Annotated in this window: 11 protein-coding genes; 7 read left to right on the top strand and 4 right to left on the bottom strand. The window is 45.4% G+C overall.

The genetic code is table 11. From position 1 onward, the window contains the following. Positions 1-4: 4 nt before the first annotated feature. Both ACHKAR_RS04185 and ACHKAR_RS04180 read left to right on the top strand, forming a co-directional pair. Entirely contained in the window at positions 5-1,549 is a 1,545-nt protein-coding gene (locus ACHKAR_RS04185; RefSeq protein WP_395416305.1) for an NFACT RNA binding domain-containing protein, read from the top strand. Between the two features lie 46 nt (positions 1,550-1,595). After that, entirely contained in the window at positions 1,596-3,542 is a 1,947-nt protein-coding gene (locus ACHKAR_RS04180; RefSeq protein WP_395416304.1) for a M1 family aminopeptidase, read from the top strand. A 36-nt stretch (positions 3,543-3,578) separates the two neighbouring features. Here the strand turns inward: ACHKAR_RS04180 and ACHKAR_RS04175 are convergent, their stop codons facing one another. The 3 genes from ACHKAR_RS04175 to ACHKAR_RS04165 all read right to left on the bottom strand — a co-directional run bounded on the left by ACHKAR_RS04175 (position 3,579) and on the right by ACHKAR_RS04165 (position 7,375). Beyond that, positions 3,579-5,342, bottom strand: coding sequence for a sensor histidine kinase (locus ACHKAR_RS04175; RefSeq protein ID WP_395416303.1), 1,764 nt, complete (start codon positions 5,340-5,342; stop codon positions 3,579-3,581). Positions 5,343-5,414: 72 nt separating this feature from the next. Beyond that, positions 5,415-6,848 carry a pyruvate kinase gene (gene pyk, locus ACHKAR_RS04170; RefSeq protein WP_159578788.1) on the bottom strand — a complete coding sequence of 478 codons (1,434 nt, stop codon included), beginning with the start codon at positions 6,846-6,848 and terminating at the stop codon, positions 5,415-5,417. Between the two features lie 98 nt (positions 6,849-6,946). Beyond that, on the bottom strand, positions 6,947-7,375 hold the full coding sequence (locus ACHKAR_RS04165) for an IPExxxVDY family protein (protein ID WP_395416302.1): 429 nt from the start codon (positions 7,373-7,375) through the stop codon (positions 6,947-6,949). Positions 7,376-7,507: 132 nt separating this feature from the next. On the opposite strand from ACHKAR_RS04165, the gene ACHKAR_RS04160 reads away from it, so the two are divergent. Genes ACHKAR_RS04160 through nadE form a run of 4 tightly spaced genes read left to right on the top strand, consistent with a single transcriptional unit; the run spans position 7,508 to position 11,609 of the window. Then, complete coding sequence (locus tag ACHKAR_RS04160; RefSeq protein WP_115868928.1) at positions 7,508-7,744, top strand: acyl carrier protein; 237 nt, start codon at positions 7,508-7,510, stop codon at positions 7,742-7,744. A 15-nt stretch (positions 7,745-7,759) separates the two neighbouring features. Then, complete coding sequence (fabF, locus tag ACHKAR_RS04155; protein WP_159578784.1) at positions 7,760-9,013, top strand: beta-ketoacyl-ACP synthase II; 1,254 nt, start codon at positions 7,760-7,762, stop codon at positions 9,011-9,013. Next, on the top strand, positions 9,013-9,759 hold the full coding sequence (rnc, locus tag ACHKAR_RS04150) for a ribonuclease III (RefSeq protein WP_255465026.1): 747 nt from the start codon (positions 9,013-9,015) through the stop codon (positions 9,757-9,759). Before fabF ends, rnc begins: the two co-directional genes overlap by 1 nt. After that, positions 9,759-11,609 carry an NAD(+) synthase gene (gene nadE, locus ACHKAR_RS04145; RefSeq protein WP_395416301.1) on the top strand — a complete coding sequence of 617 codons (1,851 nt, stop codon included), beginning with the start codon at positions 9,759-9,761 and terminating at the stop codon, positions 11,607-11,609. Before rnc ends, nadE begins: the two co-directional genes overlap by 1 nt. Here nadE and yidD read toward each other — a convergent pair. Then, on the bottom strand, positions 11,606-11,827 hold the full coding sequence (gene yidD, locus ACHKAR_RS04140; protein WP_395416299.1) for a membrane protein insertion efficiency factor YidD: 222 nt from the start codon (positions 11,825-11,827) through the stop codon (positions 11,606-11,608). The genes nadE and yidD overlap by 4 nt on opposite strands. Before the next feature lie 111 nt (positions 11,828-11,938). Here yidD and ACHKAR_RS04135 point away from each other — a divergent pair, with 111 nt between their 5' ends. Continuing rightward, the gene (locus ACHKAR_RS04135) at positions 11,939-13,399 is read left to right on the top strand and encodes a POTRA domain-containing protein (protein WP_395416297.1); all 1,461 of its coding nucleotides are present in this window, start codon (positions 11,939-11,941) and stop codon (positions 13,397-13,399) included. The last annotated feature ends 1 nt before the right edge of the window (position 13,400 follow it).

The following is a 13,400-nucleotide window of genomic DNA, read 5'->3' as shown; positions in this document are numbered from 1 at the left end:
CCTCATGTTTCACAATTACTTTTTTCTCAAGAGACTTGCCAGTGATCTGCATAACCTCCTGGTTGGCTATGAGCTGCTGGAATGCTTCTCTCAAAGCAAAGACGAGCTCATTCTGGGATTTGCGCAGGAAGCCGAAGAAGTATACATCAGGGCGAATCTCAATCCCCAAATTTGTCTTCTTCAGATTACCAGCGACTTCAAAAGAGCCAAAAAAAACAGCATCGATCTTTTCGCCAGGTTGAGAGGCAAAAAGGTCTCATCGGTGCGGGTCTATCCGTTTGAAAGGTCCTTTGCCATTGATTTTGAGAATGGGTACTACCTGATTTTCAAAATGCACGCCAGCCGATCTAATGTACTACTGGCACAAAATCATGAGACCCTCAAACTCTTCAGAAACAACTTACCCGGAGACAAAGAACTGGTACCAGCGGAGTTAAAAAAAGACCTGAAGCTTGATTTTGAAAGGTTTGAAGCCCTCAAGGGCGAGCCAAAAGCCTACATTCCAGCCCTGGGAAAAGAGGTGTACCAATCGCTAATGGAGCTTGGGTATGAGCAAAAAACCATCCATGAAAAATGGAAACTCATGACTCACACCCTGAACCTGCTCGCTAGCAACCCCATCAGGATTTATCAAAACAATGGAACGCCTGTTCTTTCTTTATTGGAACAGAACCTTCCGATTCTGCTGGAGACCAGAGAAACCATAGCAGCCTGCACCAGGTTCTATGAGGAGTATACCCGCTCATATTATCTCCATTCGGAAAAACACGCTGCGGTGCGCCCTTTGGAGGACACCATCAAGAAGACCAAAAGCTACCTCATCAAAACCCGTGAAAAGCTGGAAGCCATCAAAGAGAGACGTGGCTACGAGGAAATTGCCAATATTCTCATGGCCAACCTTCATCAGATTCCAAAAGGAAGCTCATCGGTCGTACTCCATGATTTTTATGCAGATACAGAGATCACCATCAAGCTCAATCCGGAATGGACACCTCAGAAAAACGCTGAAAATCTCTACCGGAAATCCAAAAATCAGCAACTGGAGATCAACAAACTGGAGGAGAACCTGAGAATTCGCCAGGCACAATTGGACACCCTGGAGAAGAAAGTGGCTGAGCTTGGCGAAGCTGAAAACATAAAGACCATACGCAATCTGCAACCCACGCAAAAGAAAAGGGAAAGGCAGGAAGAGGTACTACCCTATCACGAATACAACTTCGAGGGGTACCATATCATGGTGGGAAAGCACGCCAAAGCCAACGATGAGCTTACCCTGAAGGTCGCCAACAAGGACGACCTGTGGCTTCATGCCAAAGATGTAGCTGGCTCACATGTGGTGATCAGACATCAGGCTGGTAAGAACATCCCCAAGACCGTACTGGAACGTGCCGCTCAACTGGCCGCCTGGTTTTCCAAGCGTAAAACCGATAGTCTTTGCCCCGTTATCTATACACCCAAAAAGCATGTAAGAAAACGCAAAGGCACAGCGCCCGGGGCTGTGGTGGTAGAAAAAGAGCAAATACTCATGGTGGAACCTAAAAATTTCTAAAATAAATCAGGTGTGAGAGTGTTCTTATTGTTCCTATCTTAGATTTATGAGAACGCTCCTTGTTTCCCTTGTTCTTTGTGTGCTGTCCACAGTGGCCTATTCACAAACAGAAATAGCCTACTGCAACCGATCATCCGGTATGGGTGTGGAGGCATCCGGTCCTGTGTCTGATCATTTTGACATGAAATACCTGTGGCTTGATCTCGCAGCTGACAATCTTTCTACCAGCATTTCAGGTTCATCCACCTTACTCGTGGAAATCATCCAGGAAGAACCCAATGAGTTTATACTGGAACTGGTCGATGAACTGGATGTGCTCAAGGTGACTGTAGATGGAAAAGAAGTCAACTTCACACATCACCAGGACCTCCTACACATATCCCGTCCATCAAGTGTGCATGCGGGTGATCTTGTTTCGATTTCAGTAACCTATGAGGGCACCCCCAACCCTGCCTCCGCCGGTATTTTCTCTGGCATAAACAATGCACAGTCCAAGGCCTGGGGCAATCAAATCACCTGGACCCTATCCGAACCATTCAACGCCAAAACCTGGTGGCCAGCCAAGCAGGACCTTAATGATAAAATCGACTCAGTGAGTGTACACATCACCGTTCCCAGCCACCTCAAAGTGGGCTCCAACGGGACACTAACCAGAAGCCTTAGCCTGATTGATGGGAAAACACGCTATGAATGGAAATCTATCTATCCCATGGCTTACTATCTGGTGGCCTTTACTGTGGGCGAATATGTGGAATATAATAACTACGCCAAACCCACTGCGCTCTCCGGTGACTCCATTTTTATCCAAAACTACCTATACAACAACCCGGAGACCCTGCCCTACTACAAGGACGAACTTGACATGATACCTGAAATGATGGAGCTTTTCTCTGAGCTTTTTGGGCTCTATCCTTTCCATCAGGAAAAATATGGCCATGTCATGGCCCCATTCAGTGGAGGTATGGAGCATCAAACCATGAGTTCAATGGGTATTTTCACTTTTGGGCTGGACGCACATGAGCTTGGACACCAGTGGTTTGGAGATCATGTGACCTGTGCTACCTGGAACGACATCTGGATCAATGAAGGCTTTGCCAGATATTGCGAATACATAGCTGCTGAAAAACTGCTGTCGGTCAAAAATGCCCGGGCCATCATGGAGGATGATATGCTCAGCGTGACAGGTACGGACACCGGTTCTGTCTATATCCCTCTGGATGAGAAACTGACCGATTCGAGAATCTTTCAATACAGACTTACCTATCTGAAAGGTGGACTACTGATCAACATGATTCGCGAGCTTGTCGATGATGATGCACTCTTTTTTAGAACCTTGCGCATCTATCTTCAGGAATATGGCGGTCGATCTGCATCTGGAGAAGACTTCAGAGCTATACTGGAACGAGAGACCAAAATGGACTTTGGTTCCTTTTTTCAGCAATGGTATTACGGTGGAGGATTCCCCGTTTTTGATATCACCTGGACCAAATTGGAGGGAGACACACTGGGTATAAGCATTCATCAGTCCACAACGGACGATGTGCCCTTTTTCTCCACCCCTTTGGAGTTTCAAATTACTTTTAAAAGTGGGCAGGTCAAACGGTTATTACTTCGCCCTGAGGAGAACACCCAATTCTTCAAAGTGCCAGCCAGTGGCCAAGTAAATACATTGACATTTGATCCTGATAAGTGGCTGATTAAAAAAGTGAACTCCTTTCATCAGGTGGATGAAAATGGAAATATTATTTTGAGCGCCAGCTACCAATCTCCCGAGGAGTTAATCGTATTTCCTAACCCTGCCACTACGGAGATCCATCTGAGTCGAAAAGTCAACTCCATCAAAATATATGACACCACCGGACGCAGCATCCTGCTGATTCAGCTCAATCACCAGGTGCAAACGATCGACATCAGTGAGCTAAATCCCGGGTTATACTTCTTTCAGGCTGCAGATGATTCACAGCTCTGGAATGGAAAGTTTTTGAAGGAGTAAGTAAATCGCAAAACAGGCTGAAATAAGAATGAGGTATCATAAAACAGGCACTCCATTCTTGATATCAGCGGTGATATTCTGACTTTCCAGCTCCCCCATTGGCAAAATAATTCTGAACATAGAACCACTACCCTCCGTGCTTTCGACCTTGATACTTCCATGGTGGAGTTTGATGAAATCGTGTGATACAATAAGACCAAGCCCGGTGCCAGCTTCATCCCGTGTTCCTCTGCTCACATGCTCCCGATCTGTCTTAAATAATGAAGCTACCTGCTCACTGGTCATACCAACTCCCGAATCGTGAACTTCTAATATAGCCAAGTGCCCTGCGGAGTAAGCCTTGATTTTGATCACAGAATGATCATGACTGAATTTGATGGCATTGGAAACAATATTTCGGAGTACAGTGGAAAGCATATCCTTATCTCCAATGAGTTCCATGCCATCAGCTATTTCACTTTTCAGTAAGATTTGTTTGGCTTCACTCATCACCTCCAAATGGTCCGTGACATGAGTCACCAACATGGCTACGTCTATTCTCCTTGCATCCAAAGTCCTGGCCCCGGTGTTGACCATAGACCAGCGCAGCAAATTATCCAGTAAGTTCAGGCTCTGTTTAGCTGCATCACGTAGTCCGGCGAGAAACCTCATCTTCTCCTCCGGACTGATCCTATTGTGCTGGGACTCACTCATCATGGTCACAATGGAGGAAAGTGGACCTCTCAGGTCATGACCAATGATCGAAAAGAGTTTATCCTTGGTCCCAACCACTCGTTGCAGTTCCCTGTTCTGCTCTTCCAGCATCACCTTGTGTGACTCCACCTCAGCATTAGAAGCATTTAAATCAACATTTAACTTGCGATAGTGTAAGAGACGGTAAACAGAGAAACCTACAAAAGCAATCAGCAATAAATACCAGCCATAAAGGAGTATCGCCATATTAAACCTTTGCTCGTCTTGCTCCACAGCAGCAGTGCCTATTTTAAATTTCAAACCATACAGCTCCACCTCTGAATATAGAAAGGCACCTTCCGAAATTTCAAAATTCTTATAAAATCCAGGATCTTGTCTGGTATGATACGAAACCGAGCCGTCATAAATTCTTTCCCGGTCAAAATCAACATTGTCACCTACTGAGAAATGATGTGCGTAGGACTCTGTGGACTGGGCTTTATATATAGGATTAATCAGGGTTTTAAAATCTACGATCGCTGCAACGTATCCCAAGACCTTTTCATCTCTTACCACGCTAAAGGTGGCAGGTATACCGATCATCCCCTCTACCATGTTGATTGGAGCAAGTAAATAAATAGATTCCTCTCTCATTACTGCATCCAACTTTTCGATTTCAGATTCGCTCCTAATATCCCTCACAGATGTTCCTATAAGTCTTCCTGGATCATCCTCATACTGACTAAATGAATACCTGAAAACATGACTTGTGTCTACAAATGAAAAGATAATTGGCGCGGTATAGTTAAGATCCTTCAACTGGTAAGCCAGAAACTCCTTTAATTCCTGCTGGGTTGGCATGGTTCTACTGGAAACCATATACGATCTCACTCCAGACATGAGTGTCACAAAACCCTTCATCGACTCCTGAAAGGTAATCAAGGTTTGCTGGTGTCGGTTTTCAAGGTGAAACTGACGAATTTCAGCTTCCTTTTTCACAATACGTGATTGGATAACCGGAAGAAAAACACTTCCAAAAACAAGAATAATTCCCAGAAAAAGCAGTTGGCCGTTCATCCCAGAAACAAAAAAAATCATGCGCTTTGCCATAGATACGGCAAAACTCATGATTTTCTTACGTTAGAATTTTAATACTCGCTGAGTGGCTCCATAATCACGATGAGTGGAACCCCTGCCTCTCTACTCTACCTGAGTCACCCGCATCATATTCGTATGACCCTTCCAGTGAAGTGGCATACTGGCTGTATTGATAAAGAAATCACCTTTTTCAAGGTATCCTTCCTTCACAAGTTCTTTTTCTATTTCCACCAGGGTCTCATCAATCCCATAAGTCTTATCGTAGAAAAAGCCTGTCACTCCCCATACAAGGTTCATCTGACGAAGCAGGTGTTTCTGATTGGTAAACAGGAAAATATTAGCCTTAGGTCTGTGCATGGACAGTCGATACCCTGTATATCCACTTTTGGTCATTCCCACAATGGCCTTAGCGCCTACCTGGTCACTCAATCGACAGGCTGATCTTACCAGCAAGTCATTGTGTCGGGTGGTGGACTCTGTATCTTCTTCCTCGTATTTGGAGTAAATCGTCCTGGAATCGGACTCTATCGCCACGATGGTCTTGGCCATTTGCTGTACAGCCTGCACGGGAAACTTACCTGAGGCTGACTCAGCGGAGAGCATGAGTGCATCTGCTCCGTCAAACACCGCATTGGCCACATCGTTGGTTTCGGCCCTTGTTGGTCGAGGGTTTTCTATCATACTCTCCATCATCTGGGTAGCAATGATCACCGGCTTACCAGCTCTATTGCACAGTCGTACCATGCGTTTCTGTAACAACGGTACATTTTCGGAAGGAACCTCCACACCCAGATCACCACGGGCCACCATCACTCCATCTGTTTCTCTGATGATTTCTTCCAGATTCGTAATGGCTTCCGGCTTTTCCACCTTGGCGATCACTTTGGTATTGACACCCGCCGCTACCAGTCTTTTCTTTATTTCAATAATATCACTGGCCTTTCTCACAAAAGATAGAGCCACCCACTCCAGGTTAAACTGGAAACCAAATTCCAGATCCTCAATGTCCTTCTCAGTCATGGAGGGAGCCGACACGTTGGAGTTAGGAAGGTTAATCCCTTTTCGCGACTTGAGGAGTTCACCATGAACCACCTCGGTGATCACCTCATCACCAGAAACCTTAATAGTCTTTAATTCAATATTGCCATCATCAATCAAAATAGCATCTCCGGGCTTCACATCATTCACGATTCCCTCGTAAACGGTACTCACCTTCTCGCTCGTACCCAGCATGTCCTTGGTAGTGATGATCAACTGCTGACCCGGCGCTATGGGCACACCATCATTTTCTACCTGCCCAACTCTGATTTTCGGGCCTTGCAAGTCCTGAAGCAGGGCTACATTGGCGCCAAGCTCATCATTCAGTTCACGAACCATTTCTATGGTTTTCTGATGATCGGCATGCGTACCATGCGAAAAATTCAATCTAAATACATTAGCACCCGCTTTGATCAGCTCAGCCAACGTTTCTTTGTTGCGGCTGGCAGGCCCAATGGTGGCTACTATTTTGGTTTTTTTGAAAAGGGATTTTTTCATGCGTATAATATCGGTTGTAAATTCACTCTTAAATCGACCGCAAGTAAATGAATATTTTGATCATGTTGAATTCAACATAGCTATTCAGTATTTCTTTATCAGAAAACCAAATTATCTTTCATTTTTATCTTACTCACGTCTATCGTCAGACAATAGTCTATCACGGGGATGGTTTTGACCTTCAAAAGTAACTCATTCGCCCAGTTTTCATCCGTTTGACTGGACAACTTCAGCAAAAAATCAAATTGTTGCAGTTCCTGAACGAGAAATTGATTGGTCTGAATATTGGTGGCTACTAGCTTATTTTTCAATAGATACACTTTCCTGAATTCCGTCTCCTCCAACAGTACCGAAACGCGGATTTGTCTGTTTTCCGCAAAATCAATCTTAACATCTTCATCTTTTACCAGATGAAACTCATTTAATTGGTTCAAATGCCAGGCTAATTGATACTCTTTAGCTGATGACACGATCCCTATCAATTCAAAATCAGTTGGATACTGGGTAGTTAGCCGACTCTTCTTCATCCCTGTGGCTTAATGAAGCGCTAAATTACCCAAATACCTTCTGGGATACCATTTCTCAAGGGTTTAATTTGTTTTGATTTTAATGGTTAGAATGTATTTCTTTGCATCGGATTTTAACTAAATATTATAAAAATGTCAGAAATAGCACAAAAGGTAAAGTCAATAATCATTGACAAATTAGGTGTTGAAGAATCAGAAGTAACTACTGAGGCCAGCTTCACCAACGATCTGGGAGCTGATTCTTTGGATACTGTGGAGCTAATCATGGAATTTGAAAAAGAATTTAACATTTCTATCCCGGACGATCAGGCAGAAAATATTGCTACTGTTGGCCAGGCCATCTCATACTTGGAAGAAAACGTAAAATAATCTGAGATTCAGTTTATGGAATTAAAAAGAGTCGTAGTTACAGGAATCGGTGCGGTAACACCGTTAGGAAACAATAAAAATGATTATTGGGATGCACTTGCTAAGGGTGTTAGCGGTGCCGCTCCTATAACTCGATTCGATTCAGAAAAATTTCGCACCAAATTCGCCTGTGAGGTGAAAGGTTTTGATCCATTGGACTTCCTGGACAGAAAAGAAGCCCGAAAAATGGATCCTAACAGTCACTATGGCATGGTAGCCGGAGACGAGGCTATTGTGGACTCTGGATTGGATCTGGAAAAAACCAATAAAGACCGAATCGGTGTGATATGGGGAAGCGGAATTGGTGGTTTCACCACCTTCCAGGACGAAGTGGTTAGCTATGCAAAGGGTGACGGCACCCCGAGATTCAACCCCTTCTTTGTTCCCAAAATGATTCTGGATATTACCCCCGGACTTTTGTCTATCAAGTACGGGTTTAGAGGACCTAACTTTGCCACAGTATCGGCTTGTGCATCCTCTAACAATGCATTGTCTGATGCTTATAATTACATCCGGCTGGGAAAGGCTAATGTCATTCTCACCGGAGGCTCCGAAGCAGCGGTGATTGAAACCGGAATTGGTGGTTTCAATGCACTCAAGGCGCTTTCTGAAAGAAATGACGACCCCACCACTGCTTCACGGCCATACGACAAAGACCGTGACGGCTTTGTGCTCGGCGAAGGTGCCGGGGCACTGATGCTCGAAGATTTGGATCATGCAAAGGCGCGTGGAGCCAAAATATATGCCGAAGTACTCGGTGTGGGCATGTCTGCTGACGCCTATCACATCACTGCACCACACCCCGATGGGGATGGTATTGTGCTCGTGATGAACGAGGCACTTGCAGATGCCAACATTAAGCCCACAGAAGTAGACTACATCAATACTCACGGCACATCTACCCCACTGGGAGACGCCGGAGAAGTAAAGGCCATCCAAAAGGTATTTGGAGAGCACGCATACAATATGAACATCAGTAGTACCAAGTCCATGACTGGACATCTTTTAGGTGCTGCCGGGGCCATTGAAAGTATCGCCTCTATCATGGCTTTGGAGTTGGGTATCATACCTCCAACTATTAATCATTTCACGGATGACCCTGAAATAGACCCTAAATTGAACCTCACATTCAACACCGCCCAAAAACGGGATGTGAATGTGGTGGTGAGCAATACATTTGGTTTTGGTGGTCACAACGCTTCTGTTATTTTCGGTAAATACAGCGGGTAGTGCCCTCAATATTCAGGAAATCTCACGGGTTCATCAAATATCTTTTCTCCGGACCAGATAAAGAGCTATACCGGAATTACAAGATCGTCACAGGCCGCAGGCCTAACAACCTTTCCCTGTATGAAAGGGCCACACGACACTCCAGTGCTGCCGAGCTCAACTCCAAAGGACTGAAGGATTCCTATGAGCGACTGGAGTACCTGGGAGACGCTATTTTGGGTATGGTGGTGGCCGAAATGCTATTTAAGCGATTTCCTTTCAAGGAAGAGGGCTTCCTCACTGAACTGCGCTCTAAAATTGTCAACCGTGAATCGCTCAATAACCTGTCGAAAAAGATTGGATTGAAGGGGCTAGTGAAGTATCACAAAAACAAAGGGAGTAGCATCTCCCACAAGTCCGTCTATGGTGATTCCCTGGAAGCACTGATAGGTGCCATCTATATCGACCAGGGGTTTAGATTCAGTAAAAAATTCATTGAAAATAAATTAATTCAGCCCCATTTCGACTTTGAAGAGCTGGCCAGTACCACTACCAACTATAAGAGTAAAATCATCGAATGGTCACAAAGAGAAAACAAAACCATTCGTTTTGAGATTCTTAAGTCAAACGAAGATGCTCGCGATAGGCAGTTTGTGGCCCAGGTGATTGTGGATGAAGAACCACTGGGCAAAGGGTTTGGTTTTAGCAAAAAGAAAGCAGAACAAGACGCAGCTCAGAGGTCTTTGCAACAACTAAAGATAGAATAGTGGGAAGAACTATTAAAATAGGCGGTGCCTGCCTCAACCAGATCCCCATGGACTGGTCAAACAACCTGCAAAATATTAAGCAATCCATTGCTCAGGCCCGCTCTGAGGGCATAGAGATTCTCTGCCTGCCCGAACTTTCCATCACCGGATATGGCTGTGAAGACATGTTTCTGAGTGAATGGCTACCGGAAAAAGCCCTCCTCAAACTTCAGGAAATTGTTCCTCACACTCAGGATATAGCGGTCGCAGTAGGCCTGCCTATCAGGTACCAGGAACGAGTCTTCAACACCACCTGCTTCATTGCCAACCAGAAAATACTGGGAGTCTACGCCAAACAAAAACTGGCCAATGATGGCGTGCATTATGAGCCCCGCTGGTTCACTCCCTGGGAATCCGGAAAAATCACCGACCTGCAGATCGGTCAGCAAACTTACCCTTTCGGGCACCTTACGATAGATTATCTGGGGATCAAAATAGGCTTTGAAATCTGCGAAGATGCCTGGAGAAAGGATCGTCCGGCCTGTCACCTCATCAATGAAGAGGTAGACTTGCTGCTAAACCCATCGGCCAGTCATTTTGCTTTTGCCAAAGCAGATTTCAGGGAACATCTGGTTATCAGTAGCTCGGAAACCTTTCATTGTACCTATTTGTATACCAATCTCCTCGGAAATGAATCCGGGCGGATGATTTACGACGGTGATATCCTCATTGCCCAGGAGGGCGTACTAAAAGGAAAAAACACCCGGCTTTCATTCAAAAACTTCAACACCCTGGGGTGCACGATTGATTTTGATCAGCCGGAGCTCAGTGAGGAAAACATTCTGCCGGACGCCAATGGAAGACATGAAGAGTTTACCAAGGCCGCTTCACTGGCCCTTTTCGATTATTTGAGAAAAAGCAAAAGCAAAGGATTTGTACTTTCGCTCAGTGGCGGAGCTGATTCAAGCAGTATTGCTGTATTGGTGGCTCAGGCTGTAAAAAATGGGCTCTCTGAACTTGGTTTTGAGGAATTCGCAAAAAAACTGAACCTCGACCTGGAGCCTTCTGACGAGCCTAAGGAAATAGTTAAGCAACTTTTTTACACTGCCTACCAGGGTACCAAAAACTCATCGGAGGACACACTGTCTTCCGCCAAAGGTCTTGCTGAAAGTATTGGTGCCCGGTTCTTTCACTGGACCATCGATGAGGAGGTTTCGGCCTATACCCGATCCATAGAGACGGTCCTGGAACGCTCACTTGACTGGACTACAGATGACATTGCGCTTCAAAACATTCAGGCCAGGGCCCGATCCCCGATTATCTGGATGCTTGCTAATATCAAGAAATGTTTGCTCCTGTCTACTTCCAATAGAAGTGAGGGCGATGTGGGCTATGCCACTATGGATGGTGATACCAGCGGAAGTATTTCACCCATTGCCGCTGTTGACAAGAACTTCATACTCAGCTGGCTGGTGTATGCTGAAAAAGAGCTGGGCTACACAGGACTACATAAGGTGAACACCCTCTCACCCACTGCGGAGCTTCGCCCTCAGGACCGCCACCAAACAGACGAAGACGACCTGATGCCCTATGCTGTATTGGTAGATATAGAAGAAAAAGCCATCAGGGACAGAAAATCACCCCTGGAGGTATACGCCAGACTCAAGGGACAATGGCCAGATCACGTATTATTAAAACAGTGGATCACTAAGTTTTTCAGACTCTGGTCGATCAATCAGTGGAAGCGGGAGCGAATAGCGCCAAGTTTTCACCTGGATGATTTCAATGTGGATCCCAGAACGTGGTGCAGGTTTCCCATTTTATCGAGTAGCTTTGATGAGGAGCTGAAAGAATTGCAGCAGGCCCCTTAAGGCACCGGATCATACCCGCTTCCTCCCCAGGGGTGGCATTTTGAGATTCGGCGAATGGCCAGCCAGGTTCCTTTGAAAACACCATGCTTCATAATGGCATCTTTGGCGTAATTGGAACAGGTGGGTGAATAACGGCAGGTGCTTGGAAAAAGTGGTGAGATACTGTATTGATAAAACAGCACCGGGAGAATAAAAAGCTTTCTGATTACGTTTTTCACCCATCAAAAGTAGTCACCATATTTGGCGCAAACAATTATATTCGCTCAGTTTGCAGACTGCACTAAATGAAACACACTTCCGGCTTGTTTTAGCCGGTATAATGTAGGAACGTGAGGAAAGAACTATTGAAACTATATCTATTGCTGCTGGTGGCCTTTTGGGGAGGTTCAATGGCCTTTGGACAATCAGAAAAGGGGAACAGAAAGCAAGCAACCAGGCAAGACACACTCGACTCCAGACTGATACAGGTGCACAAAATTTTCATTCTTGGCAATGAAAAGACCAAAGATTACATCATTACCCGTGAGCTGAGGGTGCAGGAGGGCGAATATGTACCGGCGGGCAGCCTGGACGAACTGGTGGAAACTTCCCGAAACAACGTGTACAACACGAACCTCTTCTACTCTGTCACCATAGAAAAACTAGTATTGGACTCTGCCACAGTGGATTTACTCATCAAAGTAGAAGAACGATGGTACATCTGGCCTTCTCCCGTGTTCAGGTTGGCTGATCGGAATTTCAATGACTGGTGGTACAATCGCAACCATGATCCAAGCAGGGTAAAATATGGATTGAAACTGGACATCTACAATTTCCGTGGGCGAAAAGAAAGCCTTCGTTTCATCGGGCTGACAGGCTTCGAAAAGCGGTTGATCTTTCAGTATTCCATTCCCTATATAGATAAAAGTCAAAAACACGGCCTCACCTTTGGTGGTGGGTACCTGAACAACAAGAAGCTACCCTACAAAACCACCGATCATTTTACCGTCTTCACAGACTCTTCTACTGCGGAGCGCATCAACCGGGAGGCTACATCGGGATATATCGTATATACCTACAGGCCTTCGTTTTACAACTACCACTACCTGATGCTACAGGGGTACTCCATGAACATATCGGATACCATTGCGGCACTTAACCCCAACTATTTCGGTGATGGAACGACCAGCCAGCAGGTACTTGGGCTATCCTATTCCTTTTCTCAGGATAAACGAAACAACAAAAACTATCCCCTCACCGGTCATAAAACCCTGGCGATGATCGAAAAACTAGGTCTGGGGATATTCCAAGACGTGGATATATGGCGGCTCACTGCCAACCACTATCACTATTTTGACATGGGGTCTGGTTTTTATGGAAACGTAAGTATCGGCGGACAGCTCACTACGAGCGATAATGTCCCGTACTTCAACTATACCCAGTTTGGTCTGGACAATTACTATGTGCGTGGCTATGAACTGGATGTGATTGAAGGTCCACAGAATTTCCTCACTAAGAATACTTTGAAAAAGCTAATTTTCAGTACTCAGGCCAACTTGGGTCAGGCCATGCCCCTGAAGAAGTTCAGGAAAATTCCGTTTGCCTTTTACGCCAAAATGTTCGGTGATGCCGGATGGGTAAATAACTACCCGGGGTACTACCAGAGTGACGTTCTCACAAACAGGCTACTATATGGCGTGGGGCTAGGACTTGACATAGTGACCTTGTATGACATCACCTTCCGCTTTGAGTACTCTTACAATGCCCAGGGCGAGCGTAACTTCTTTATCAACTTTCAGTCGGAGCTCTAGC

The sequence above is a fragment of the Marinoscillum luteum genome (assembly GCF_044005705.1).
Lineage (GTDB): Bacteria > Bacteroidota > Bacteroidia > Cytophagales > Cyclobacteriaceae > Marinoscillum > Marinoscillum luteum.
This window is presented reverse-complemented; position numbering and strand designations above follow the sequence as displayed.

Excerpts from the sequence above, each read along its gene's own strand:
- ACHKAR_RS04185 (WP_395416305.1), top strand. The coding sequence starts at position 5 with ATGTTTCACAATTACTTTTTTCTCAAGAGACTTGCCAGTGATCTGCAT.
- ACHKAR_RS04180 (WP_395416304.1), top strand. The coding sequence starts at position 1,596 with ATGAGAACGCTCCTTGTTTCCCTTGTTCTTTGTGTGCTGTCCACAGTG.
- ACHKAR_RS04175 (WP_395416303.1), bottom strand. The coding sequence starts at position 5,342 with ATGAGTTTTGCCGTATCTATGGCAAAGCGCATGATTTTTTTTGTTTCT.
- pyk (WP_159578788.1), bottom strand. The coding sequence starts at position 6,848 with ATGAAAAAATCCCTTTTCAAAAAAACCAAAATAGTAGCCACCATTGGG.
- ACHKAR_RS04165 (WP_395416302.1), bottom strand. The coding sequence starts at position 7,375 with ATGAAGAAGAGTCGGCTAACTACCCAGTATCCAACTGATTTTGAATTG.
- ACHKAR_RS04160 (WP_115868928.1), top strand. The coding sequence starts at position 7,508 with ATGTCAGAAATAGCACAAAAGGTAAAGTCAATAATCATTGACAAATTA.
- fabF (WP_159578784.1), top strand. The coding sequence starts at position 7,760 with ATGGAATTAAAAAGAGTCGTAGTTACAGGAATCGGTGCGGTAACACCG.